The sequence below is a fragment of the Mycobacterium sp. pUA109 genome (genome assembly GCF_041287095.1).
Lineage (GTDB): Bacteria > Actinomycetota > Actinomycetes > Mycobacteriales > Mycobacteriaceae > Mycobacterium.
On the sequence record NZ_JBGGKS010000017.1, the window covers coordinates 28350 to 53905 of the forward strand.

22 protein-coding genes are annotated in these 25556 nt (G+C 65.3%); 15 read left to right on the forward strand and 7 right to left on the reverse strand.

The genetic code is table 11. The features are described 5' to 3' along the window. The first annotated feature begins 2 nt into the window (after positions 1 to 2). The 3 genes from ACAG26_RS19170 (at position 3) to ACAG26_RS19180 (ending at position 4461) form a co-directional block, all read left to right on the forward strand. Entirely contained in the window at positions 3 to 2540 is a 2538-nt protein-coding gene (locus ACAG26_RS19170) for a bifunctional FO biosynthesis protein CofGH (protein ID WP_370484653.1), read from the forward strand. Positions 2541 to 2619: 79 nt separating this feature from the next. After that, positions 2620 to 3726 (forward strand): TIGR03857 family LLM class F420-dependent oxidoreductase, encoded by a 1107-nt coding sequence (locus ACAG26_RS19175; protein WP_370484654.1) that lies wholly within the window; start codon positions 2620 to 2622, stop codon positions 3724 to 3726. A 57-nt stretch (positions 3727 to 3783) separates the two neighbouring features. Next, positions 3784 to 4461: a TetR/AcrR family transcriptional regulator C-terminal domain-containing protein gene (locus tag ACAG26_RS19180; protein WP_370484655.1), complete on the forward strand. Its 678-nt coding sequence runs from the start codon at positions 3784 to 3786 to the stop codon at positions 4459 to 4461. Between the two features lie 50 nt (positions 4462 to 4511). Here the strand turns inward: ACAG26_RS19180 and ACAG26_RS19185 are convergent, their stop codons facing one another. The 3 genes from ACAG26_RS19185 to ACAG26_RS19195 all read right to left on the reverse strand — a co-directional run bounded on the left by ACAG26_RS19185 (position 4512) and on the right by ACAG26_RS19195 (position 8820). Then, positions 4512 to 7418, reverse strand: a complete 2907-nt coding sequence (locus tag ACAG26_RS19185; protein WP_370484656.1) for an RND family transporter — start codon at positions 7416 to 7418, stop codon at positions 4512 to 4514. Further along, on the reverse strand, positions 7415 to 7855 hold the full coding sequence (locus tag ACAG26_RS19190) for an MmpS family transport accessory protein (protein ID WP_370484757.1): 441 nt from the start codon (positions 7853 to 7855) through the stop codon (positions 7415 to 7417). The genes ACAG26_RS19185 and ACAG26_RS19190 overlap by 4 nt, the downstream gene beginning before the upstream one ends. A 344-nt stretch (positions 7856 to 8199) precedes the next feature. Continuing rightward, positions 8200 to 8820, reverse strand: coding sequence for a TetR/AcrR family transcriptional regulator (locus ACAG26_RS19195; protein ID WP_370484657.1), 621 nt, complete (start codon positions 8818 to 8820; stop codon positions 8200 to 8202). A 73-nt stretch (positions 8821 to 8893) separates the two neighbouring features. Here ACAG26_RS19195 and ACAG26_RS19200 point away from each other — a divergent pair, with 73 nt between their 5' ends. The 7 genes from ACAG26_RS19200 (at position 8894) to ACAG26_RS19230 (ending at position 15286) form a co-directional block, all read left to right on the forward strand. Continuing rightward, positions 8894 to 9706, forward strand: coding sequence for an SDR family NAD(P)-dependent oxidoreductase (locus ACAG26_RS19200; RefSeq protein WP_370484658.1), 813 nt, complete (start codon positions 8894 to 8896; stop codon positions 9704 to 9706). Between the two features lie 41 nt (positions 9707 to 9747). Further along, positions 9748 to 10758: a hypothetical protein gene (locus ACAG26_RS19205; RefSeq protein ID WP_370484659.1), complete on the forward strand. Its 1011-nt coding sequence runs from the start codon at positions 9748 to 9750 to the stop codon at positions 10756 to 10758. Beyond that, positions 10755 to 11243, forward strand: a complete 489-nt coding sequence (locus ACAG26_RS19210) for a nitroreductase family deazaflavin-dependent oxidoreductase (RefSeq protein WP_370484660.1) — start codon at positions 10755 to 10757, stop codon at positions 11241 to 11243. The genes ACAG26_RS19205 and ACAG26_RS19210 overlap by 4 nt, the downstream gene beginning before the upstream one ends. 4 nt (positions 11244 to 11247) lie before the next feature. Beyond that, a complete protein-coding gene (locus tag ACAG26_RS19215) occupies positions 11248 to 12318 on the forward strand; it encodes a phosphotransferase (RefSeq protein WP_370484661.1) in 1071 nt (356 codons plus the stop codon). A 205-nt stretch (positions 12319 to 12523) separates the two neighbouring features. Further along, positions 12524 to 13726 carry a CaiB/BaiF CoA transferase family protein gene (locus ACAG26_RS19220; protein ID WP_370484662.1) on the forward strand — a complete coding sequence of 401 codons (1203 nt, stop codon included), beginning with the start codon at positions 12524 to 12526 and terminating at the stop codon, positions 13724 to 13726. A gap of 89 nt (positions 13727 to 13815) precedes the next feature. After that, the gene (locus ACAG26_RS19225) at positions 13816 to 14622 is read left to right on the forward strand and encodes an SDR family NAD(P)-dependent oxidoreductase (RefSeq protein WP_370484663.1); all 807 of its coding nucleotides are present in this window, start codon (positions 13816 to 13818) and stop codon (positions 14620 to 14622) included. Positions 14623 to 14638: 16 nt separating this feature from the next. After that, on the forward strand, positions 14639 to 15286 hold the full coding sequence (locus tag ACAG26_RS19230; RefSeq protein WP_370484664.1) for an NAD(P)-dependent oxidoreductase: 648 nt from the start codon (positions 14639 to 14641) through the stop codon (positions 15284 to 15286). A 138-nt stretch (positions 15287 to 15424) separates the two neighbouring features. Here ACAG26_RS19230 and ACAG26_RS19235 read toward each other — a convergent pair whose 3' ends face one another. Continuing rightward, positions 15425 to 16123: a TetR/AcrR family transcriptional regulator gene (locus ACAG26_RS19235; RefSeq protein WP_370484665.1), complete on the reverse strand. Its 699-nt coding sequence runs from the start codon at positions 16121 to 16123 to the stop codon at positions 15425 to 15427. Positions 16124 to 16294: 171 nt separating this feature from the next. On the opposite strand from ACAG26_RS19235, the gene ACAG26_RS19240 reads away from it, so the two are divergent. From ACAG26_RS19240 to ACAG26_RS19255, 4 genes are all read left to right on the forward strand, one after another. Next, positions 16295 to 18235 (forward strand): FAD-dependent oxidoreductase, encoded by a 1941-nt coding sequence (locus ACAG26_RS19240; RefSeq protein WP_370484666.1) that lies wholly within the window; start codon positions 16295 to 16297, stop codon positions 18233 to 18235. Positions 18236 to 18291: 56 nt separating this feature from the next. Next, the gene (locus ACAG26_RS19245) at positions 18292 to 19500 is read left to right on the forward strand and encodes a cytochrome P450 (protein ID WP_370484667.1); all 1209 of its coding nucleotides are present in this window, start codon (positions 18292 to 18294) and stop codon (positions 19498 to 19500) included. Positions 19501 to 19524: 24 nt separating this feature from the next. Continuing rightward, positions 19525 to 19767 carry a hypothetical protein gene (locus ACAG26_RS19250; RefSeq protein WP_370484668.1) on the forward strand — a complete coding sequence of 81 codons (243 nt, stop codon included), beginning with the start codon at positions 19525 to 19527 and terminating at the stop codon, positions 19765 to 19767. Between the two features lie 64 nt (positions 19768 to 19831). Beyond that, complete coding sequence (locus ACAG26_RS19255; protein WP_370484669.1) at positions 19832 to 20566, forward strand: cytochrome P450; 735 nt, start codon at positions 19832 to 19834, stop codon at positions 20564 to 20566. Positions 20567 to 20715: 149 nt separating this feature from the next. Here the strand turns inward: ACAG26_RS19255 and ACAG26_RS19260 are convergent, their stop codons facing one another. Beyond that, entirely contained in the window at positions 20716 to 21246 is a 531-nt protein-coding gene (locus tag ACAG26_RS19260) for a flavin reductase family protein (protein ID WP_370484670.1), read from the reverse strand. A 158-nt stretch (positions 21247 to 21404) separates the two neighbouring features. On the opposite strand from ACAG26_RS19260, the gene ACAG26_RS19265 reads away from it, so the two are divergent. Continuing rightward, a complete protein-coding gene (locus ACAG26_RS19265) occupies positions 21405 to 22307 on the forward strand; it encodes a hydroxymethylglutaryl-CoA lyase (protein WP_370484758.1) in 903 nt (300 codons plus the stop codon). A gap of 5 nt (positions 22308 to 22312) precedes the next feature. On the opposite strand, the gene ACAG26_RS19270 is transcribed toward ACAG26_RS19265, so the two are convergent. Further along, on the reverse strand, positions 22313 to 23047 hold the full coding sequence (locus ACAG26_RS19270) for an enoyl-CoA hydratase-related protein (RefSeq protein WP_370484671.1): 735 nt from the start codon (positions 23045 to 23047) through the stop codon (positions 22313 to 22315). A gap of 148 nt (positions 23048 to 23195) precedes the next feature. Then, on the reverse strand, positions 23196 to 25547 hold the full coding sequence (locus ACAG26_RS19275) for an acyl-CoA dehydrogenase (protein ID WP_370484672.1): 2352 nt from the start codon (positions 25545 to 25547) through the stop codon (positions 23196 to 23198). Positions 25548 to 25556: the final 9 nt, after the last annotated feature.

Genomic DNA, 25556 nt, shown 5'->3' on the forward strand with positions numbered 1-25556 from the left:
GCATGGCTGATCCGGCAGAGATACCGGCCTCGAACTCCTCGGCGCTGCGTCGGGTGTTGCGCCGCGCCCGCGACGGTGTGGTGCTCAATGTCGACGAGGCCGCCCTGGCGATGACCGCCCGCGGCGACGACCTGGCCGACCTGTGTGCCAGCGCGGCCCGGGTGCGCGACGCCGGGCTGCAATCGGCCGGCCGGCGGGGGCCCGGCGGCCGGTTGCCGGTCAGCTACTCGCGCAAGGTGTTCATCCCGGTCACCCACCTATGCCGGGACACCTGCCACTACTGCACGTTCGTCACCGTGCCCGGCAAGCTGCGCGCCGCCGGGGCGGGCATGTATCTGGAACCCGATGAGATCCTCGACATCGCCCGCCGCGGTGGCGAGCTGGGCTGCAAGGAGGCGTTGTTCACCCTCGGGGACCGGCCCGAAGACCGCTGGCCGGAGGCGCGGCAGTGGCTCGATGAGCGCGGGTATGACTCCACGCTGTCCTATGTGCGGGCGATGGCCATTCGGGTGCTCGAGGAGACCGGCCTGTTGCCGCACCTGAATCCGGGGGTGATGAGCTGGTCGGAGCTGTCCCGGCTCAAGCCGGTGGCGCCGTCGATGGGCATGATGCTGGAGACCACGTCGCGGCGGTTGTTCGAGACCAAGGGGCTGGCCCACTACGGTAGCCCGGACAAGGACCCGGCGGTGCGGTTGCGCACCCTGACCGACGCCGGCCGGCTGTCCATCCCGTTCACCACCGGTCTGCTGGTCGGCATCGGCGAGACCCTGGCCGAACGCGCCGACACCCTGCACGCGATCCGCAAGGTGCACAAGGAGTTCGGGCACATTCAGGAAGTGATCGTGCAGAACTTCCGCGCCAAAGAACACACCGCGATGGCCGCGACGCCCGACGCCGACTTCGATGACTTTTTGGCCACCGTGGCGGTGGCTCGGCTGGTGCTGGGCCCGAAGATGCGGGTGCAGGCCCCGCCCAACCTGGTGTCGCGCGCGCAGTGCCTGGCCCTGATCGGTGCCGGCGTGGACGACTGGGGCGGGGTGTCGCCGCTGACCCCCGACCACGTCAACCCGGAGCGCCCGTGGCCGGCCCTCGATGAGCTGGCCGACGCCACCGCCGAAGCCGGCTACGACCTGGTGCAGCGGCTGACCGCCCAGCCCGCCTACGTGCAGGCCGGGGCCGGGTGGATCGACCCGCGGGTGGCCGGCCACGTCGCCGCGCTGGCCGACCCCGCCACCGGTTGGGCCCGCGACGTCAACCCGGTCGGGTTGGTGTGGCAGGAGCCCGACGAGGCGGCCTCCGCCGGCCGGGTGGACCTGCACGCGGCGATCGACACCGACGGGCGGGCCACCGAGACCCGCAGCGATCTGGACTCCGCGTTCGGGGACTGGGAGTCGATCCGCGACAAGGTGCACGAACTGGCCGCGCGCGCACCCGAACGCGTCGACACCGACGTGCTGGCCGCGCTGCGTTCGGCCGAACGCGATCCGGCTGGCTGCAGTGACGCCGAATACCTGGCGCTGGCCACCGCCGACGGACCGGCCTTGGATGCGGTTGCCGCACTGGCTGATTCGCTGCGCCGCGACACGGTCGGCGACGACGTCACGTTCGTGATCAACCGCAACATCAACTTCACCAACGTCTGCTACGTCGGCTGCCGGTTCTGTGCGTTCGCCCAACGCAAAGGGGATGCCGACGCCTATTCGCTGTCGGCCGCGGAGGTCGGCGACCGGGCCTGGGAGGCCCACGTCGCTGGTGCCACCGAGGTGTGCATGCAGGGTGGCATCGACCCGGAGCTGCCGATCAGCGGCTACGCCGATCTGGTGCGGGCCGTGAAGGCCCGGGTGCCCTCGATGCACGTGCACGCGTTTAGCCCGATGGAGATCACCAACGGGGCCACCAAGAGCGGGTTATCCATCCGGGAGTGGCTGACCGGGCTGCGCGAGGCCGGGCTGGACACCATCCCCGGCACCGCCGCGGAGATCCTCGACGATGAGGTGCGTTGGGTGCTGACCAAGGGCAAACTGCCCACCTCGCTGTGGATCGAGGTCGTCACCACCGCGCACGAGGTGGGGCTGCGTTCCAGTTCGACGATGATGTACGGCCACGTCGATTCGCCGCGGCACTGGGTCGGGCACCTCAACGTGCTGCGCGGCATCCAGGACCGCACCGGCGGGTTCACCGAATTCGTGCCGCTGCCGTTCGTGCACCAGAGTTCGCCGCTGTATCTGGCCGGCGGCGCCCGGCCGGGGCCCAGCCACCGCGACAACCGGGCCGTGCACGCGCTGGCTCGGATCATGTTGCACGGCCGCATCCCCCAGATCCAGACCAGCTGGGTCAAACTCGGGGTGGCCCACACCCAGGTGATGCTCAACGGCGGCGCCAACGATCTGGGCGGCACCCTGATGGAGGAGACCATCTCGCGGATGGCCGGCTCCGAATACGGGTCGGCGAAAACGGTCGCCGAACTGGTGGCGATCGCCGACGGCATCGGCCGCCCGGCCCGTCAACGCACCACCGACTACCGGCGGCTGCTGGCCTAACCCCGCGGCCACGCAGCCCGCGATCACCACACCGACAACCCCCTTGACACAATAAGACCGTACGACATACGGTCTTTCTATGACTGCGGAACTGCAACCTGTAGCCGAAGATATGAGCGCGTTCATCATTGCGGGACAGGTCAGTTCGGAGGCCGACCGCTACGAGCGCGAAACCGAGGGGCGTACCCCGGCGCAGGGTGTCCAAGACGGAGTGGATGCCGAACAGCTCGGATTTCGTCGAGTCTGGCTGTCCGAACGCTGGGATATCAAGCAGGCCGATGTCATTCTCAGTGCCGTCGGAGCGAAGACGACTCGCTTAGAAATCGGGACCGGAATCGTCGTGCCCTCCACCCGGCACGCCTGGTCGGCGGCATCGTTGGGCGCTACCTTCCACGCAGTGCACGGTGAGCGGTTCATCCTGGGTCTCGGACGCGGTGAGAAAGATGCCTTCAAAGGTATGGGGATCAAGGTCACCACCTTTGAGGCGATGGCTGACTATGTCGACATTTACCGGCGGCTGTGGGCCGGTGAGGCGGTCAACTACGACGGGCCCGCCGGCAAGTTCAGCCATCTCGCCTTCGCTGACACCTATGTCGGGAAGCAGCCGGAGATCTGGCTGGCCGGATACGCCCATGCGATGGGCGCGGAATGTCTCGTCAAGGCCGGGTTCAACGGTATTATCCTGCCCCCGGTCGTCACCCCCGTGATGGTGGCTGCTGCCAAAGAACGAATCCGGGTGGCCTGTGACCGCTTCGACCGCGACCCCGGCGAAATCCGTGTGGTGGTCCCCGTCGTCACCGCACCCAACATGGACGAGGTGGAGGCGATGTCGATCAGTGCCGGTCGACTGGTGACCTACCTGCAGTATCCGTACTACGGCGATGCGCTGGCCACTGCCAACGGCTGGGATTTGGGACCGGTGAACGAGATGCGCAACCACGAGCAATTCAAGGGACTGGTCCGCGCCGCCGATCTGACGTTTCACCGCCACGAGATGTTGGGCCCGGCCTCAGTGTTGCCGCGGGAATGGATCCACGACAGCTGCGCGATCGGTACCGTCGATGAATGCGTCAAGAACCTGCAACGTTTCATCGACGCCGGCGCCGATGAGATCGCCACCTACGGCAGTACGCCGCGGCAGAACGCGGAACTGGTGGCGGCATGGCGAGACCGCAAGAAGCGCTGACCTGGCCCAGCTGTGCCGTCCGGGGGTCGCTGACAGGGATGCGGAGCTAAAGTACCGATGGGACAACGCGGATATCCCGCCCGCTACGCGCGGGACGAAGTTCTGGCGGCCGCGGTGGAGCTTCTCGATCAGGAACCAGAGGTCCCACTGACGATGAAGCGGTTGGCGGCGCGGCTCGGCATCGCACCGATGACGCTCTACGGCTACGTGGCGAACAAGGAGGCGCTGCTCGAAGGGGTGGCAGCCGTGCTGTTCGAAGGTATCTTGGCCGATATCTCCGTCGATCTGCCGTGGGACGAGCAACTGCGGCGCCAGAGCTTGACCATCCACACAGTGGTGGTCCGCCACCCTGGGGCAGCCAATGCGCTACGGGCACAGCGGTCGCCGAATCCAAGCCTGTTCCGAGTCCGGGAGAGTATGCTCGCGACGCTCGAACGTGCCGGGTTCGCACCGCGCTCAGCGCTTGAGGCGATGGGTATCCTCACCGCCTATGCGCAGGGCTTCGCGGGAGTCCGGGTCGCCGCGACCGTCGATGACGACCTCGCCCGCCGGGTGCGAACATTGCCGAGCAGCGAGTTCCCGCTGCTGCACCGCAGTGCCGACGACTATGGGATCCACGTCTCCGACAGCTCCTTTGAGCGAGGACTGGATTTCTTGCTGGCTGGACTACGTGACGACCTTTCCAAGCAGGTGCTGTCTGCCACCGACGACCATCAACCCGGATCCTCGGGTTGACCCGAAGGCTTTATCTGGGAGGCACCAGAACCACCCTGTTCTTGCTGATCTCACGTAGACGGTGATGCGGGTACCGGCTCGGTCTTGTCGGCCAGCGGTTCGGGTCGCCCCGCGTTGTCGGTACCGCGAACGGGGGGCAGATGCGGCCACCAGAACCAGCGGCCCAAAAGCACCGCGATCGACGGCATGAACAACGCGCGCACGATCAAGGTGTCAAGGAGGAGGCCAAGGGCGATGGCGGCGCCCATCTGGCCGACGATCACGTCATCGCTGCCCAGCATGGCGGCCATGGTGACGGCGAATACCAGGCCGGCAGCGGTCACCACCGTACCGGTGCCGGCCATCGACCTGATTGTTCCGGTCTTGATCCCGGCGTGGATCTCGTGCCTGATGCGATGGACGAGGAGCAGGTTGTAGTCGGATCCGACAGCCAACAAAATGATGACCGCGAAAAGTATGACAGCCCAATGCAGTCTGATACCGAAGATGTCCTGCCAGATGAGCACGGACAGTCCGAGGGCCGCGGCAATCGAACTGGATGCGCTGCCGACGATCACCAACGCGGCCACCAGGCTGCGGGTCAACACCAGCATGATGATGAAGATCAGGGTTAGCGAGGCCATCGCGGTGATCATGATGTCGTAGGTGTTGCCGTCGTGCATGTCCTTATAGGTGGCGGCCGCGCCCCCCAGATACACCTTGGCGTCGGCCAGCGAGGACTGCTTTAGGGCCAGCTGTGCTGCTTTTCGCTCGGACGGGACCCGTGCGATTCCCTCCGGGGTTGCCGGGTCGCCCTCGTGGGTGATGAAGAAGCGGGCTGATTTGCCATCCGGCGACAAGAACTGTTTAAGCCCGACCTGAAAGTCGGCGTTGTCGAATGCCTCTGGCGGCAAGTAGAAAAAGTCGTCATTTCGCGATTTGTCAAAACTTTGTCCCATGGCGATGGCAGTGTCGCTCATATTCTCAAGCTGATCGATCATCGCCTGGAACGTGCTGTGTAGTGTCAGCGTCAGTGCTTGAGTGGCTTTCAGTGAGGCTATTTGCGGCGGCAGTAATTCGGTCAACTGCGGAAACAGTGCATCAACATCATCGAAGTCGTTGGCGAGTTGATGGAATTTCTCGTCGAGTTGGTCGATGCCGTCCAACGAGTCCCAAATGGACCGAATCGACCAGCACATCGGAATATCGAAGCAATGTGGTTCCCAATAAAAATAGTTGCGGATCGGCCTCCAGAAGTCGACAAAGTCGGCGATGTGGTCGCGCAATTCATCGGTGATCTCAGTCAGTTCATGGGTATCGAGGACGGTGCGGTGCGTTGCCGCACTGAGCTGCTTCTGAACTTCATACGTACGCTCTAATGTGTCGATTGTGATTCCGAGTTCATGAGAAATTTTAATGATGTCGGCCAGGCGTTGTTTGACAAAGCTCAGGTTCTGCATGAACGTCTGGCTTTGCATACTCTGTTGGAAGGGTATCGAACTATGCTCAATCGGGACCCCTAAGGGTCGGGTAATGCCTTGGACCATTGCGATGCCGTCGACGCGGATGATGTATTTTGCGACTCGGTCGAGAACCAGCATATCGGCGGGGTTGCGCATGTCATGGTTGGCCTCGACCATCAGTATGTCGGGGTCCATTCGGCCTTGACTAAAGTGGCGCTCGGCGGCCGCATACCCGACATTGCCGGGCGCGCTGTCCGGCAAGTAGTGACGCTCGCTGTACAGCGGTGAGTAGCCGGGCAACGCCACCATGCCGATCAGAACAGCCACTGTGCTTGCGGCCAAGATCGGCGCCGGCCAGCGGACGATGGCGGTGCCGACACGGCGCCACAGCCGGCCCTGATGCGTTCGCTTGGCGTCCAACAGTCCGAATCGGCTGCTCACAGTGAGAACGGCCGGGCCCAGCGTGAGCGCGGCGGCGACGACGACGAGCGTGCCGATTGCGACCGGAATTCCCATGGTGGTGAACCACGGCAGCCGAGTGAAGCTCAGGCAAAACGTCGCTCCGGCGATGGTCAGACCCGACGCCAAGACTACCGGCGTGACACCGTGAAAGGTGGTGTAGTAGGCGGTTTCGCGGTCCTCGCCGGCCCGGCGTGCCTCTTGGTAGCGTCCTATCAGAAATATTCCGTAATCGGTTCCGGCCGCGATGGCCAACATCGTCAGGATGCTGGTGGCGAATACCGCGAGCTCCATGAACCCGTAGTTCCCGAGCACCGCGACAACCCCCCGGGACACCGATAATTCGATGCCGGTCATGAAAAGCTGAATCAGCATCGTCGCGACAGAGCGGTAGACGAGAAAGAGCATGAGCGCGATCGCGGCGAGGGAGAACACCGTGATCCTGTCCATGCTGGCGTTCCCGATCGTGAACTCGTCATAACTGTGTGCCGCTGAACCGGTGACGTAGGCCTTTACCCCCACCGGCGGCGGCGTCTCAACTACGACTTTGCGAATAGCTTCGACGGATTCCATTGCTAACGTCGTGCCCTGCTGACCGGCGATGTTCAACATTGCATAGGCGGCCTTGCCATCGGCGCTTTGGACCCCTGCCGCGGTTAACCGATTGCTCCAGAAATCCTGAATGTGCTGCACATGATCGGCGTCTTGCTCCAGCTGTTGGACGATGCGGTCGTAGTAGCGGTGTGCAGCCTCGCCCAGCTCCTGCTGACCTTCTACGACAACCGTGACCGTACTGTTGGAGTCGAATTCGTTGAAGTTGTGACCCAGACGCATCATCGCTTGCATTGACGGCGCGTCCATCGGGGCCATCGGCGCCGCATTCTGCTCGCCAACCACTTCCAGCTGGGGAACGGTGACGTTGACAATGACCGTTAGCACAACCCAGAACAAAATGATTGGCACCGCCAACCAGCGGATCAGGTGGGGGGCGATAGGACGCTTGGCGTGCATGGTGCCCGTGTCGTTCGTGTTCCCCATGGTTCCCACGTTGGTCATGCCGATTTCACCAGGCAAAAGGTCTGAGCGTTGATCCCATTGACTTTTTTCTCATCGCGGATCACGCCATTCACGGTGATACGACAACCGATATAGTCGGCGTTAACCTGTGCCATGATGTTGGCGCTGACCGCGGGCAGCGTCGTTGATATTGTGTAGGACCACGGCAAGACGGCTGCATCAATTTGATGTGTGTTCGCGTCGGCATCCCAATAATTGATGCTTGCAGTGGCTTGGGGCGGCCCCAGAACCTCATAGGTCACTATCTTGGGGTTGAACTGCACGATCTCGATTCCGGCGCCGGCGTGCGCGTTCAAATCCTCCGAGCCGAAGACCTTGTGCAACCGGCCGACGACCAAGGTCGCGATGGCCGATACGACCACGATGACCAATGGTATCCACGTCCGTTTCACCGCCTTGGTAACCGCCGTCCGCATCGGTTGGCCGTTTCTGCCACTCGGGATCTGCCGCGTCATTCACCTAGGTACCTTCACGTCACTCGCCGCAGCGGATGGTTGCCTCGGTGCCACAGCGGAGTCCATGGCGTCCAACGTGCCTTTCTGATCAGCAGTAACAGGACTTTGGTTGTTGCGTCGGTCGTCACGGCCACTGCCGGGCACTGGTCCCGCAGTTGGTTAGTAACGTGTTACCAACAACGGTGTTAGGTTACTAGGGGTGTCAAGCTTCGATGCACTCCTGTCCATGAAAGTGCACGGATATCCATGGTCGGCAATGCAGCCAGATTTTGGCCGTGGAGCACGTAGGGCTCCGCGCCCGGCCGCTACCTCCTGGGGTCGAGTCCGTTGAGGAGCTGGTGGAGGCCTTCGCGGAATTGCTCGCGGCGGGCTCCCTCGGGAAACTCCTGGCCCGCTCGGGTGATGGCCGGATAGGACTCGGCCTCGACCGCCGCGATTGCGGGGGGCAGCTCGTCTTTGGATCGGCCCCGGCGTGCGGCGCCATGCAGCGCGGCGCCCAGCGTCGACCACTGCAGCATCGCCAAGGTCGTGACTGCCTGGTGATCGCTGAAACCGTCAGCCTCCATGGCTTTCAGTACGCTCTCGGCGGCGGTCAGCATGGTCGGCGTGCCGCTGGTCCGCAACAGCATGAGTTCTGCCAGGCCGTGGTGTTCGATCATGAGGTCGCGCAGCGCGACAAATAGATCGACGACCGCGGTCTGCAGATCGACATCGTCGCGCATCGGCGGCAACGTCGCGAGTACGGAGTCGGCCATCCGAGCGAGCAATTCATCCTTACTCGCGACGTGGCGGTAGAGCGCGGTCGGGACGACCCCGAGACGGTCACTGACGCTGCGCATGCTCACGGCCGTCAGGCCGCGCTCGTCGGCGATCGCGAGCGCGGCGGCGACGATCTTGTCCGTATGCACGATCCGGGCGCGCGCCATGTCAGGTCAGGTTACGGGAGCCGCGGGACGGCCTTCTTGTCATCCACACGACCCAAAGTGTACGGTGTTCACAATGAACTGGCTTGGAGCTAAGAATGGTTTGCAACTCGCCGGATCCCACGTGCTCGTCACCGGTGCAAGTCGTGGCATCGGTGAGGCAGTCGCGCGTGAGGCCACACGTCGGGGTGCGCGGCTGAGTTTGCTGGCCCGCGTGTCGGAGCAGCTGACGGCGGTGGCCGAGCAGCTCGACGCCCATCAGATTCCGACCGACCTACGTGACCTGGACGCGGTCGCGCGGGTCATCTCGGCGGCTGAGGCCGAGCAGGGGCCCATCGATGTCCTGGTCAACAATGCGGCGATGATGGGCACTGGTCCGCTGGCGTATCTTTCTGCGCGGACCCTTCGCGATACCCTCACGGCGAACCTTCTTGCGCCGGCCGAGCTGGCACGCGCGGTAGCCGGCTCGATGATCGCGCGCCGACGCGGGGTCATCGTGACCGTGTCGTCATTCGCCGGCGAGATGGCGCTCAGGAACATCGGCGCCTACTCGACGAGCAAGGGTGCGATCACCCATTTGACGCGGATCCTGCAGCGCGAACTGCGGGGAACGGGTGTGCGTGCCCTTCCGGTGTTGCTTGGTGGCGTCGACACCGAGCTCATTCGTGAGAACGACGTTGACCCGGTGGCCGGTCCCGCGGCCAAACGATTGTCGGCGATCCCCGCCGATGATCCCGTGGTCGTCGCGCACAAGATCCTCGACGCGGTGGAGTCGGGGCAGCGAACGCTGGCGATCCCGGCCGCCGGCGCACCGCTCATGCTGCTGCGGAACCTACCGTCCACCCTGGCGGACCTCGTGCTCGCCGGCCTTCCAAGGAGCTACTCATGACCCGATCCGCTATCCCGCGGCTGCAACACCCCGTCCACCGAGTGCCCGCCGACGAGGGTTTGCACGCGCCGCCGGCCGAGGCCGCCGGGCGGCTGTTCGGCGACACCGTTTGGCTGAGTCTGATCGACCCCCACGCAGGGGTATGGGGCATGATCCATAACCACATCTGCCCCAACCGCCGGTACGGGCGGTTCGCTGCGTATGTCTTGATCGATGGAGTTGAACATGTCTACGCCGGCAAGACCACCGGCGGACTGTCCGTAGGGGACATGCGCTGGTCGGACGGACGAATGACCTACCAAGTGCTTGAGCCCTACCAGCGTATCGGCGTCCAGCTTGACTGCCCGCGCTTCGGGTTTGACCTGACCTACACCGCCCGCCACGTCGTCTTCGACTACGACGACTGCGTGGGCGGCAGCCCGCTGGACGGGCTCAAGCCGGCAGCCGGCGTCCACGGCGGCCACTACGAACAGGCGATGGACGTGCGTGGGACGTTCGACATCCGCGGCGGCCCCGACGCGGGCCAGCCACGGGCGATCGAGGCGATCGCCCATCGCGACCACACCTGGTCGGATCGATTTGCCGGGTCCGCGCCGTGGGCCTACCCCGAGGGCGTGGAGGCCGCGCTGCACTTTTGGCACGTGTTGCAGTTCCCCGAGCGCAATTTGAACGTCACGGGGTTCTTCGACCTGTCCCCGCTGGGCATCGAGCGGCCGATCGACAGGGTCGGCGGGTTCGAGTCGACAACCGAGGGTGCGCGGCGGATCGTCGCCTGTTCGGCAGTGCCCGAAGCGGGGGGTCTCGTCGAGCCGCGTGGACGGGAGATACCGCTGCGCTGGCGCATCGAGTTCGAGGACGGCGAGGCGATCCACGTGGTCATGCGCGAGCCCAAGTGGGTCGCGAAGCTGCGGATGCTCGGCGAGGACGATGTCGAGAGTCGGCTCAACGACTACGAGACGTTCGGGGAGCTTCTCATCGAGGAGACCGGTGAACGCGGCGTCGGACAGTTTGAGCACAGCACACTTCCACCGAATCCGAGGTGGCTGGTATGAAGCACTACAAAGGCATGTGGGGCTGGATCACCGCGACTGTCCCGCCGGCGAAGCCCGGCGGGTGGGCCTGGCGGCTTGAGCAGGCCGTGACCCGCACTCACGTGCGCGTCTTCCAGCGCACACGCGGGCGGCTGCTCGGATCTTTCGATGGCGCACCGCTTTTGATCCTCAATCACACCGGAGCGAAGACCGGCCAGCGGCGCCAATCACCGATGATCTACTTGCCTAACGGCGAGGATCTCGTGGTCGTCGCCTCGATCGGCGGCAACCCCCAAAACCCCGCCTGGTATCACAACCTCCGCGCCCACCCGGACGATGTCGAGGTCGACGTTCGTGGAGGCCGCCGTCGCGTCCACGCGCGGCAGGCTACCGATAAGGAGTCCGAGCAGCTCTGGCCTCGCTTGATCGAGATGTGGCCCGCCTGGCAGACCTACATGACCCGCACCGACCGGAAGTTTCCGGTCATGATTCTGGAGCCCCGCTGAGCCGATGACCACAGCCACACCACCCGTCGCCCGCACGGTCAGCGACTTCACGCCAGATTGGCTGACCGCAGCGCTTCGCGACGCCGGCCGCCTCGGCCGGGCGCGCGTCGTGGTCATTGATGCGCAGCCCATCGGTACCGGCCAAATGAGCGGTGTCCTGCGGCTCACGCCGACCTACGACACCCGGGAGCCCAGTGCACCTACCTCGCTCATCGCAAAGCTCGCGTCCGAAGATGCGAGCGCACGCGCAGCGGGAAACGCAATGGGCTTCTATGAAGCCGAGGTCCGTTTCTACCGTGAAATCGCCCCCCGCGTCGACGCCGCGACCCCCGGCTGCATCGCTGCGTCGATCGACCGCGTCGATGGGGCTTTCACCCTGCTGCTCGAGGATCGCCCGCACCTTCGCGTGGGGGACATGATCGCCGGCGGGACAGTGGATGAAGCCACCGCCGCTCTTGCAGAACTCGCCAAACTCCAGGCGCCGATCTGGAACGACCCCCAGCTCGCCGGCGCAGCCTGGCTCTCGCCGGTGCGGTGGCGTGCGTTCTCAGAAACGTTCCCCACCGCCCTAGGGCCCTTCTTGACGCGTTTCGGAGATGCGTTGACCGCCGAGGAGGTCACCGTCTGCGAGCGCATCCTGCCGCGCGCCGTGACGTGGCTTGACGAGTGGTCGGGCCCTAACGTTGTCCAACATGGCGACTACCGCCTCGACAACATGCTCTTCGACGACGGTCCCCCGACGAAGGTCATCGTGTTCGACTGGCAGACCGCCCGTCTCGGCCCTCCGCTCGTCGACGCGGGTTTCTACCTCGGTGGCTGCCTGTCGATCGATGACCGCCGTGAACACGAAATAGCACTGCTGCGCGACTACCATGACCGGCTAGTTGCCGCGGGCGTATCCACGTACTCATGGGACGAGTGCCGTCGCGACTACGCCCGTTACGCGACGTACGGGATGCTTGGATTCGTCGGATCTTTCATCCACGTCGAAGTCACCCCCCGTGGCGAGGACTTGTACCTGGCTGCCTTCCGGCGGTACGCCCAGCAAGTTCTCGACCTGGAAGGCAGCGCCTGAAAACTATGCAGAGATCGAGCCGGAGTGGCGCGCTTGCTTGCCAAACCAAATGTCGTTAGATACGGTTTCAGGCCGGTGTCGCCGAAGCGCCTCCACCTCCAGTCGCTCGAACGCAGGAGTTGCCGTGGAACAGTTCGATCACTGGCGCAACTGCGCCTACCGCGCGGAGCCGGCCGCCGCACTCAGTTGCAGGGCGCGCTAAGGGGTGCCGGGCGCACTGCACGGACTCAGGGTGCTGGAGGTCGGTCATATCATCGGCGGCCCGTTCTGCGGCCACCTGTTCGCTGACCACGGGGCCGATGTCATCAAGGTCGAGCCCCCGGGTTGCGGAGACCCGATGCGCACCTGGGGGGGACTGTACAAGGGCGTTGGGCTTTACTGGTCGATCATCGGCCGCGGCAAGAAGTCGGTCACCGTCGACTTGCGTCGGCAACGGGGTCAGCGCGCGTTCCGCGAACTCGCGGCCACCGCGGACGTAGTGGTCGAAAACTTCCGGCCCGGCACGATGGAGCGCTGGAACCTCGGCCCTGACGACCTGTCCAAGGTCAATCCGCGCCTGATCATGGTGCGTATCACGGGGTTCGGGCAGAGCGGACCATACCGTGACCGTGCGGGTTTCGGCTCGGTCGCGGAAGCCATGAGCGGCTTCCGATACCTCTCGGGCGAGCCCGGCAGGCCCCCGGTGCGGGTAGGAATCTCGATCGGCGATGCGCTGGCCGGTACCCAGGGCCTGGTCGGCGCGCTGATGGCGCTCTGGTCGCGAGACCGCCCCGGAGGCACCGAGCGCGGCCAAGTCGTCGACGTAGCGCTGTACGAGGCCATGTGGATGTACATGGAGTCCCTGGCGGCGGAGTTCACCAAGCTGGAGCGTACCCGCGAGCCGACCGGTGCACTCCTTCCTGGAGTAGCACCGTCGAGCGTCTACCCGACCCGCGACGGCGAGTGGCTGATCATCGGAGCCAACCAGGATTCTGTCTTCCGCAGGCTGGCTGCGGTGATGGGCCGTGACGCCTGGCTGGCCGATGACTCGCCCTACCGCAACCACGAGCTGCGGGGAGCAGCGCAGATGGAGCTGGACGAGGCGGTCGGCGCCTGGACAATCGGATTCGGGGCCGACGAGTTGTTGGCCCTGCTGGCTGAAGCGGGGGTGCCTTCGGGCCGGATCTACACCGCTCGTGACATTGTCGGCGACCCCCACTACGCCGCCCGCGAGATGATCGTCGATGTCCCCGATCCCGGCCTCGGTGGCGAGACGGTGCCGATGCCCGGTGTCGTGCCGAAGCTGTCGGCCACTCCGGGTGCGCTCACCCGCGGCGCTCCCTTGCTCGGCGAGCACAACCACGAAGTGCTTGGTGCGCTGCTTGGAGCATCCCAGATCGAGGAGCTGCAGCTCGCCGGGATCATCTGACGTTTCCGCGCGGCCAGTGGGCGTATTTATTGACCAGTGATTCAAACATCGTTAGATTGTGGACGGCGTATAACTCTCGGAAGGGCGGCATGGCCGAACGGTTGGACGGACGGGTGGCCGTCGTGACGGGCGCGGGGTCCGGAATCGGTGCCGCCAGTGCTGCCAAGTTGGCCGAGGCCGGTGCGGCCGTCGCCGTCACCGATGTCGACCTGAAGTCCGCGCAGGCCGTCGCGGCCAGCATCGCGGAAAACGGGTATCGGGCCATCGCCGTTCGCCTCGACGTTGCAGACGAAACGGCCTGGATTACCGCGATCAATCACATCCATCGCGACCTCGGTCCGGTCACTGTCCTGCACAGCAATGCGGCGCTGACCTCGCCCGCGGCGTACGCCGCCGATCTCGGCGTCGTGGATCTTGACATCGGGGTGTTCGACCGCGTGCTCGCGGTCAACTTGCGGGGTGGGGTGCTGGGCTGCAAACACGTCATACCGGACATGGTCGCCTCCGGCGGCGGCTCGATTGTGCTGACGTCCTCGGTCAAAGGGTTAACCGGCAGTGCTCACCGCACTGCCTATTCGGTCTCCAAGGGCGGTCTCGACGCGCTGACGCGCATGGTCGCCACCGGCTATGGCAAGGCCGGTGTGCGCTGCAACGCCGTCGCGCCCGGCATTGTCATGACCGACGCTATCGCGGGCATTCCGGCCGCCCACCGCGCCGTGCTCGAGGACGCCCACCTGACTCCATCGCTAGGTCGGCCGCAGGACATCGCCGAGGCTGTCGTATTCCTCGCATCGGAGGCCGCCGCGTTCATCACAGGACAGGTGATCTGTGTAGACGGCGGCCTTATCGCGCATACCGCTGCACTGTCCCCGGCGGGTAGCCGGGGACAGTGCTGAATAGAAAAGAGGATTCATGCGTGTACTGTTGCTGGGCGCGACCGGGAAGGTGGGCGCCCCCATCCTTCACGAGTTGCTCGACCGGGGGCACCAGGTGACGGCGGTCGTCCGGGATCCGACTCGCCTCCCCGCGGCGGGGGCGTCGTTGCATCATCGCGCCGGCGACGTATTCGACGCCGCTTTCCTCGCTGAATCGGCGCGCGGTGCCGAGGTTGTCGTGTGCGCGGTGGCGTTGCGGGACGCCGCGCAGCACGACCGGACGCCTGTCGCCTTGATGCGGGGTGTCGGGCAGGCCGCCCTGGCCGCTGGCGCGCGCCTGGTGGCAATGGGTGGGGCAGGAAGCCTGCGCACGTCCACCGGGGTGGACCTGGTCGACACTCCGGGATTCCCGGAGGTTGCCAAGCCCGAGTCGCTCGGCTTCCGAGCTGCGCTGCACGACCTTGCGGGCTCCGCGCCGGCGGACCTGGTGTGGACGGTCGTCTCGCCGCCCCCGGCGATTGAGGTCGACGGTCCCCGCACGGGTGCCTACCGCACTGCCGATGACGAACTGCTCATCGATGCCGCAGGTGTTTCGCGGATCTCGGCGGCCGACCTGGCAGTGGCTGTTGTCGACGAGGTCGAGAATCCGAAACACCCGCGACGGCGATTTGCGGTCGCTTACTAACCGACGAGCCTGGCGACCGCCACCGACCAGGAGTTCATCGCCGATCTGGCGAGGTGGCCTACGCAGCCGGCGGTCGTGTCGTGATGAAGGTTGATGCGGTAACGGAGGCGAGCGTACACGCCGTGGCAACTGCGCACGTCAGCCTCCAGGCGGGCGTTGCTCGGTGATGAGACCCCTAATGACGGCCCCGGCGATCTCTTTGGCTAAATCGTTGTCATCGAGCGGTTCGGCGCCGTCGGGCCGTGCCGCGAGAAACCAGTCCTCAAACAGCACCATGGCGGTGACCATCGCAATCGCGAGCCGAATTCGCAGCCAGAGCCGAGGAATCTGCCGGCCTCGGTCGGTTTCCCACGCAGCACCCACCGGAAGTGCCTCGTTCATGGATTGGCCGAACGCTTGCTGCGCCTGGGAAATCTCGGTCGGCTGACCATTCCCGGTTCCGGTAAGCAATAGCGACCGGAGCTCGTCCTTATGAACTCTCACGTGTTGGTGCAACTCGGTGATCAGCTGAAGCATAAACGCTTCATCGCCCGAACCGGCGTCGTCGACTTCGTCCCAGACGCTTTCCAGCTTCTGGACGAACTGACCGAACGGCTCCAACGCAGCCTGAGAGAACAGAGCTGCCTTATCGCCGAACTGCCGAAATATGACGGACTCGGCTACGCCGGCCCGCCTAGCAATCTCCAGCGTGCTGGTTGCGGCGTAACCCTTTTCGGCGAAGAGGTGGAGTGCGGCCTGCAAGATGAGCTTCCGCACCTCGGTCGAGCTACGTCGCTTTGCCGGCTTGTCCGCCGCCGGCGCCCCGCTGCTCACCGTTGGGTCGGGCGCACGAACCATGGGCACAGCCTACTGACCGAATGCATCAAGCGAGTGGACACCCGCTTGACCGGCCTGTGTGATCTGCAGTACAAAGTATCTAACGTCGATGGGTTATGGAATCTGTAAAGCCGAATCGCTTAGCTCGACGTTCCTGCCCGGTGGACCCGGTGAAACATGGGCTCACCACGGATGGAGTCGGAGAACATGGAAGACTTCTCGCGCCTGTTATCCCCGATCCGACTCGGTCGGGTCGAGGTTCGTAACCGGGTGGTTCTGACGTCTCACGGGGCCAGTGAGGCGTTCCGTAACCCGCTCGCGTCGCCCGACCCCTACATCGAATACTTACGGCGACGGGCCGCCGCTGGTGTCGGTCTGATCATCACCCAGCCCGTGCTTTCGGACCCCTCCGCGGGTATCCCAGAGGAGATCCTACGTCGGCATGCGGTGCTCGCCGACGCCGTGCGCGCAGAGGGCGCGGTGTTGTTGTTACAGGTCACACATCTTGGTGTGTATGCGCGCACGGACGCGGATTTACGTCGCGGGCCGTTGCCGGGCTTCCAGAACTCACAGTCGGCGATGGGTGAGACGGCACACGCCATGACCGATGGCGAGATCGAGGCGATGATCGAGGGTTACCGGCGCACCGCCGAGATGTCCGTCGCAGCGGGATTCGACGGTGTTGAGGTGCACGGCGCGCACGGCTATTTGGTGCAGCAGTCGTTGACACCGTCGTTCAACTCGCGTCAGGACAGGTGGGGTGCCGACCGCACGCTGTTCGTGCGCAGTGTGCTGGCGGTGGTCCGTGAGGCCATTGGGCCCGACAGGATCCTGGGCTACCGCACCCCAACCGACGACCTGCGCTCCGCCGAGGACGGCGGGTTGGGAGCGCCCGGGATTGTCGAAGTTGTGCGGGCACTGCTCAAGACCGGTCAGATCGACGTGCTAAACACCACGATCGGCGATGGCGGTCCTAGCTACGCACGGGCGATTCCCAGCTATCGCTATGACGAGGCGCCTAATATCCCGCCGCTGGTCAAAATGCGTGAGGCACTGGGGGTCACACCTCCGGTGATCGGTGTGGGTCGCATCCTCTCGGTTGGTTTGGCGGAGTCCCTGCTCGCTGCCGGTCGCTGCGACCTCGTCGCCATGACCCGTGCACACATCGCTGACCCTGCCCTCCTCGTCAAAGCCCGAGCGGGCCAGACCCATCGGATCCGGCCCTGTGTCGGTGCCAACGTATGTGTCAACCGCAAGCTGCAGGGCTTTTCCGAGATTAGTTGTTTCCACAATCCCGAGGTCCTCCGCGAGCGGTCGCTAGAGCTGCACCGAACCGACGTGCCGCGATGCGTGCTCGTTGTCGGGGCCGGTCCCGCGGGGCTCAAGGCAGCGGCGACAGCGGCGGGGCGCGGCCATGAGGTGACGGTCATCGAGGCAGCGGCCCGGCCCGGCGGGCTGCTGCGGTCCGCGGAGCGAACCGAGGCACTCGGGCTGGTCAGCTCCGTTGAACACCTTGTCAGCGAGCTCGGCGAACTCAGGGTCACGGTGCAGCTGGGGACGGCTGTGGATGCGGCGTTGCTGCGGACCGTGGCCCCTGACCACGTCGTGCTCGCCACGGGTGGCCGGTTCGTCGGTCGTCAGCTGTTCCGGGATGCGGCAGCCGGGCTGGTGCTGTCCAGTCATGAGGCGCTGGCTGGGGAGGTCGGGAACCGGGTATTGGTGTACGACACCGTCGGCGCCAATGAGGGGGCGCTCGTCGCCGAAGCACTCGCGAAGCGGGGCAAGAGGGTGACTTTCGTGACGAGCTGCGAGACGGTCATGCCCTGGGGCGGTGCGTTGCATCGGGCAGAGATGCTCCCGATCCTGCACAGGCGAACCGAGCAGATAATCACCAGCGGGACGGTGGGCGATATCGACGGCACTCACGTAATCGTCGTGCGTTCCGATGGCGACACTCTGGCCGAAGTGGACGTCGACACGGTTGTGGCCGTCTGTCCCCCCAGCCCGGTCACGGATTTGGTCCCCGCACTGGAGGATCTCGGCATTGTCTACCAGGTCGTCGGGGACGCCCTAGCACCGCGGGGAGCCACGCACGCGTTCAAGGAAGGCTACGAGGCCGCCCTCGCCATCTGACATGGCTCCGCCTTAACGGACCCCACCACCAATTCAGCGCGAGCAAGGAGACGGCGATGAGCAGCGACTCGCACCACGGCATCACCAGAACACCCGTGTCGGGCTTCGACCCGCACGACCCGTCGCTGGCGAATCGTCAGCACAAGATCCTCACCGACCTGTTGGAGCGATGCCCAGTCTCCTGGAGTGAGAAACATGGTGGCTTCTGGTCGTTAACCAAGTTCGATGACATCGTCGCCGCGGCCCGTGACTATGAGACGTACACGGTCGAGCAGGGGGTGATCGTCCCGTCGCTGGGTGCCTCCACGCCGATCCCACCCGCCCAGGTGGATCCGCCAGCTCACTCGAAGTACCGCAAGCTTCTGTTGCCCTTCTTCAACCCCAAAGCTGTGCTCGCTTATGAAGACACGGTCCGGATGATCGTGCGGGAGGCCATCGCCGAGTTCGCCGACCGTGGGGTGGCTGAGCTGTCCCGGGATCTCGCTCACCCGGTCCCGACCATGACCATCGCCGCGATCCTCGGATTGGACAAGACGCAATGGCGCGTCATCCGCGATCTGGTCGACGACTACCTGCTCGCGAACACGCAGGGCGCCGACGCGAAGAAACGGGCCGCGGGTGCGTTCGAGGAGTATTTACACGATCTGATCAAGGTACGTTGCGGTGTGCCGGTTACCGATGTGCTTGGCACCATCGTCAACAGTGAGATCGATGGTGAGCCGATCCCGATGCCGATGCTGCTCGGGATGGTTCATGTGCTGATCAGCGCCGGGCATGAGACGACCATCAATGGCATCGCCAACGTGATGTACCACCTGCTGACGATTCCGGGTCTCATCGATCGAGTGCGGACTAACCGCCGCCTCATCCCCGCCATGATCGCGGAGTCGCTGCGGCTCGAATCCCCGGTGATGTGTATGGCGCGCACTGTCGTCACCGACACCGAGATGCGGGGAGCGCAGCTCGCGGCGGACGACAAGGTGATCCTGGTGTTCGGTGCCGGAAACCTGGACCCCGAGCGGTTCGAGGAACCTACCGAATTCCGGATGGGCCGCGAGAATTCCCACGTCGCCTTCGGCAGCGGACCCCACCGATGTGTGGGTGAGCACCTCGCGAAAGTCGAGATGCGGGTCGCCGTCGAGGAGATGCTCGACACATTCCCCGACCTACACATCCCTGTGGACGACCCGCCGGTGTGGGGCTCAGGGGCCGTGCGTCGCGGAGTCCGCAAACTTCCCGTTCGATTCACTCCAATCATTCGCTAACACACATCACTCAGGAGGCCCGTCATGACATCAATTGCGGATTATGAGCAGTTACTGCCGCACTTCGACGTGTTCGAACCCTCGCATTCGCGGCAGAAGTGGGACTTACTGGCCTACGCCCGAGCCAAGTGTCCGGTCCCGCACACCGACGCCGACGGCGGGTATCACCTCGTCACCCGGTACGACGACGTCCGCCGGGTATTAGAGGACCCGGAGACCTTCTCCTCCTCGATCCCCTCGGTGAAGCCCTCACTCCTGGATCGATGACGGGCGATGCGAGTTCATCGACGGATTCGCGGTCCCTTACTCATCGGAGATCCTCGCACGCGTCGTGTTCGATGAAACCGACTCCGCCCAGATCGCCGAAGGCGTCTCGATCATCAACCGAATCGCCCACGACCAGTCCCCAGAGGCCATCTTCGACATGGCGATGCTCTGCGCCGGCTACCTCGAACGGCGCGGGAGCTCGGGGGAGAAGCGCGACGATCTGTTGGGCGCCCTTCTTACTGGCACGATCGACGGCCGCCTGCTAACCGACGAGGAGCGCCTCGGCGTCGTGATCGTATTGTTCTTCGGCGGCTTGGACACGACCCGCGCCGCCATCGGCAACATCATGGCCAACCTCGTGGCCGACCCGTCGCTGGAGGAACGGTTGCGCTCACCGAGCTGGGTCCGCCAGGACATGGACGAGTTCCTGCGTTTCGAGTCGCCGGTGACATTCATGGCTCGTGTCGTCACCAAAGACACCGTCCTCGGTGATGTGGCGCTGGCGGCGGGCGACAGGGTGTTGGTGCACTTCGCCTCCGCGAATCGTGACTCAGCGAAGTTCGAGGATCCCGATCACCTGCGCTTCGACCTCCAGCGTGGTGGAACTGCCGCCTTCGGTCTCGGGATTCATCGTTGTGTCGGCTCGAACCTAGCCCGCGTCCAAATCGAACTCGCCTGGGACGAGCTGCTGCAGCGTATGACGGCATTCCGGCTAGAGCCTGGCGCGCAGATCGAGTACGCCACGGGTCAGGTCCACGGACCCGAGCGGATGCCGATCAGGTTCGAACGGCTGGGATGAGAAACCCAGTCGGGGAATGTATCTCGTGACAGCAACCCTCCACCTCCGTAGTGATTCCAAATGTCCACAATGGCGATAAACGGTCGCGCCGACGGTACGGCCGCCATCGGCGCCAAGGCGGGCGGAGGGCCGAGTGCGATTGAGCGGCTCTATCGCCCCCTCATCGAGCGCGGTGTGAGATGCCCGTATTCACCTCGGAAGAACACCAGCGGCAGCGCGTCGGACCCACTGTCGAACGTTCTGACCCGGCCCAGCACGAAATAGTGGTCGCCGACAGTGGTGATGCTTTCGAGATCGCAGTCGATCCAGGCCGCCGTTCCATGCAGTCGCGGAGCACCCGACGGCGCGTGGCTCCATGCCACACCGGCGAACTTGTCACCGCCGCGGGTGGCGAACGTGCGACAGACGTCATCCTGGTCGGCGGCGAGGACGTTGACGCAGAACGACGTCGCCGCGCTGATACGGGGGAAGCTGGTCGAGCTGCGAGCGGGCAGGAAAGCGATCAGCGGTGGATCCAGGGAGACTGACGTGAAGGTGCCGACGGCCATCCCGGCTGGTGCGCCGTCGGCATCGATGGCGGTGACGACCGAGACGCCGGTGGGGTAGTTGCCGAGGGTCCGCCGGAGCCTTTGCAAGTCGACGTGCGGTAGCGCGCCCTGCGCCATCGGGCTCAACTTCATGGTTGCTGTCTCCTAGTCGTCGGTAACCCGCACACCAGGATATCAATCATTGTTTGATTCAGCGCGACGCTCGCTGTGGGCTTGACCGGCCGATGAAGGATAATCGGTCACCGTTTGGTTATTCTGGGCCAGGAGAGGGAGAAGAAATTTTGATCGACATGATCGAGGTCAGCCCGCGCGACGGGCTGCAGAACGAGTCGGTGCTATTGTCCACGGCGGCGAAGGTCGAGCTGATTCGGCGCGCGGTGGCGGCTGGTGCGCGCCGAATCGAGGCAGTGTCGTTCGTCCGGCCCGACGCCGTTCCTGCCATGGCGGACGCTGAGGCGTTGTTGGAGGCGATCCCGCGATCCGAGGGGGTTTCCTACAGCGGCCTGGTGCTCAACCAGCGGGGTTACGCACGCGCGCAGGCCGCCTCGGTCGACGAGGTCAATGTCGTCGTGCCGGTAACGGAGGCATTCTCCCGACGGAACCAGAATGCGGGCGCTGAGGAGCTGATGGTGATGGCCGAGGGCGTGGCCGAAGACGCGGCGCGCATAGGCCTGCCCTGCTCGGTGACGCTCGCGGTTGCATTCGGTTGCCCGTTCGAGGGTGAGGTCGACCCCGCACGGGTTGTCGCGTTCGGCGTGCGGGCCGCGCGGGCCGGAGCGGTGGAGGTTGCGATCGCCGACACGATTGGCGTCGGCGTGCCCACGCAGGTTCGGCGACTCGTGGGCGACCTGCGGGTGGCACTGTCGGCTACCCCGCTACGAGTCCACTTCCATAACACCCGCAACACCGGTTACGCGAACGCGACGACCGCGGTGGACCTCGGCGTGACGCGGATCGACGCCAGCATTGGTGGCATAGGCGGTTGTCCCTTCGCGCCGAAGGCCACTGGCAATATCGCGACGGAGGACCTCGTTTACCTGCTCCACCGCAGCGGGCTGGACACCGGACTCGACCTGCAGGCCCTGATCGAAGCGGCGGGCTTCCTCAGCGATGCGCTCGGAAAGCAGGTGCCAGCGTTGCTGCCCCGGGCCGGTAGCTTCCCAGGATCGCCCGCGCTGCCCATACCCAGGTGACACCTTCACCGCCGGTCGTCGTCGTGGGCCCGGTCCGGAGTGGGCGGCAGCAGGCTCTGGAGCACCCGGCGGTCGAGCGCGAGCCGCGCTGGCACGGTATGCGTAGTCGAGTCGATGAGCAGGCCCTTCGTCGCGCGCACGGCCGCCCGAGGCTTATCGACCAACGCCGCCGTGCGTTCAGCAACGAGCTGATCCAAGGCCGTTCCGTCTGCCACTACCGCGGTGACCATCCCTACGTTCGCGGCAGTGTCAGCGTCGATGGTCTCACCGAATAGCATCAGCTCGGCCGCGCGCAGGTGTCCGACAAGCCGGGGCAGCAGGAGCGTGGATGCGGCCTCGGGCACCAATCCGAGGTCGACGAATGGCAGTCGGAAGGTACTGCGGGAGGTGGCATAGACGAGGTCGCAGTGCAGCAGCACCGTGGTCCCCACGCCGATGGCAGGTCCGTCGACCGCGGCCACCAGCACGGCATGGAGACCGGTGAGCGCGGCCAGAAACCGGACGGGCGACGGGTTGTCACCAACAGGCGGGTTCTCCCGCATGTCCTGCAAGTCATTGCCAGCAGTGAACGTACCGCCCGCACCGGTCAGGACGACGACGGCCGCGGCTGATGCCTCGGCGGCGATCAGCGCGTCGGCGAGTGTCGTGTACATCGCCGCTGTGATCGCGTTGCGCTTGTCCGGCCGGTTCAGCCGGATCGTGACGACGTCGCCGGAGGTGCTCACCTCCACCTCAGCCACTAGTGCGCCGCCGTCGTCGTTGCACGGCCCAACCGGATCGTTTCGCTGCTGACCACTGTGCTGAGGCTAAGGAGTCTCACATCGACATCCCGCCGTCGACTGCGAGCACGGTGCCGGTGATGTACCCCGCTTCCGTCGAATGACATGCTCACGAGCGACGGGTCTCCTTCCAGGCGATGTCGCGGTCCGCCCGTGGTTCGCCAGGCAGGCCGAGTACACGTTCCCCGAGTACGTTGCGCAGAATTTCGGATGTACCACCCTCGATCGAGTTGGCCAGCGATCGCAGCCACGCCTTGCGGACGTCGGTACCCCCGTGGACGGCCGTGAAATGCGGTGCGGTCACCGCATAGCTGTCGATTAGTAGCCCAGGATCGCCGGAAAGATCGACGCACAGCTCGTAGATCGCCTTGTTCAGCTCGGACATCTGCAACTTCGCGATCGAGCCTTCCGGCCCCGGCTTGCGTCCGAGCTGGGCGGCAGCGCGGGCATTGGTGAGCCGGGCCGCCTCGGCGTGGGTCCACAGCAGCATGACCCGCTCCGTAGCGGCAGCGTCGATCAGGCCGGCGCCGTGCGCCTTCCGGTATACGTCCACGAGCTGGCCGATCGGCCCCGATCCACGTTCGGCCGGCCTGCCGCCGAGCGATACCCGCTCGTTGGCCAGCGTGGTCATCGCGACCTGCCAACCCTGCCCGACCTCGCCGAGCACGTTTTCCACCGGGATCCGGACGCCGGTGAGGAAAACCTCGTTGAACTCGGCTTCCCCGGTGAGTTGGCGCAGTGGCCGGACCTCGATGCCGGGACTGCGCATGTCGAGCAGGAAGTACGTCAGCCCGCGGTGCTTGGGCACGTCGGGGTCGGTGCGGGCGATGAGAATGCCCCAGTCAGCGACGTGGCCCAGTGAGGTCCAGATTTTCTGCCCGTCGACGACGTAGGTGTCACCGTCGCGGACGGCGCGCGTTGCCAGGGCGGCGAGGTCGGACCCGGCGCCGGGCTCGGAAAATAACTGGCACCAGATCTCCGCACCGGTGAAGCAGGGCCGCAGGTAGCGGCTCTTCTGCTCTTCGGTGCCGTGCGCATGAATGGTCGGCAGCGCCATACCGAGTCCGATGACGTTACGTGCCATGTGGTCGGCCGCACCGGCACGAGTAAACCGTTGTTCGACAACGGTCTGCAGAGAAGGATCCAGCCCGCGGCCGCCGTGGCCGGACGCGCAGCTCACGACCGCGAGTCCGGCGTCGAAGCGCGCGTCCCGGAACGCTCGGTCTGCTGCGGTGTCGCTGGGATTGGGCACCGGATGCTCGGTCAGGAATCGGGTGATGTCCTCGTTGAGGGCAGTCGCATCGGGTGTCCTGTCCGCGGTATCTTCCGCGACGGCGGCGTCATTCGCGGTGCCGCCGGCGAGGTCGAGCAGCTCGGCGAGCCGTGCGCGGTGGTGCGTCGGCGAGCCGAGCAGGAGCTGGCTGGACTTGGCCCGCTTCACGTACAGGTGTGCGGGGTGCTCCCAGGTGAACCCGATGCCGCCGTGGATCTGGATAGTCTGGGCGGCGACGCGCTGGTATGCGTCGGCGGCGACCGCACGGGCCAGGCTCGCGGCCACGGCCAGGTTCGCCGGTTCGTGCATCGCTGTCCAGAGGCCGTGGTGGACGACCGACCTGGCTGACTCGACGTCGATGAGCATGTCCGCGCAGCGATGCTTTATCGCCTGGAAGGAGCCGATGGCGCGCCCGAACTGGACGCGCGTCTTTGCGTATTCCACCGCCATCGCCAGCGCACGGTCGGCACCGCCGAGCTGCTCGGCGGCGAGGTAGAGCACCGCCAGATCCAGCGTCCGAGCGAGCGCGCCCGTGGCTGCGCCGTCGGTGCCGATCATGCTTGCCGGCACGGCTGCGAACCGCAGCTCCGCGAGTTTGCGGGTGGAGTCCATGGTTGTGAGCGGTGTGCGCTTGAGGCCCTCGGTAAGCCCCGGTACAGCGAACAGGCTCGAACCGGCCGACGTGGTCGCGGCGACCAGAACGAGGTCCGCCGTTGATCCGTCGACGACGAGCGGGGCCCGACCACTCACGCGCCAGGTGTCGGCGGAGCGCTCGGCGGTGAGGGTGGATTCCGCTGGCGTCGGACCGGCCCAGGCCAGTGTCGCGGTCGTGCTGCCCGCTGCGATGCCGGGCAGGTATGCGGCGGCCGCCTCGAGATCACCAGCCTCCAGCAGTGCGGTGGCGGCGAGACCGACGGTCGATAGGAACGGGCCACAGAACAAGGCAGCACCCATCTCCTCGAACACCACACCCAGCTCGACCGGACCCGCCCCGCTACCGTCGAACTCCTCGGGGAGCGCGAGTCCGTGCAGGCCGAGCTCCTGCGCGGCGCGGGCCCACACGTCCGCATCGAAGCCAGGGTCGGTCTCCATGAGCTGGCGGACATCCCGCTGGGTCGAGTGTTTCTCGAGGAACCCGCGGACCACCGCACGCAGGCTTTCGGCTTCCTGTCCGGGACTGAAACTCAACTCGCACCT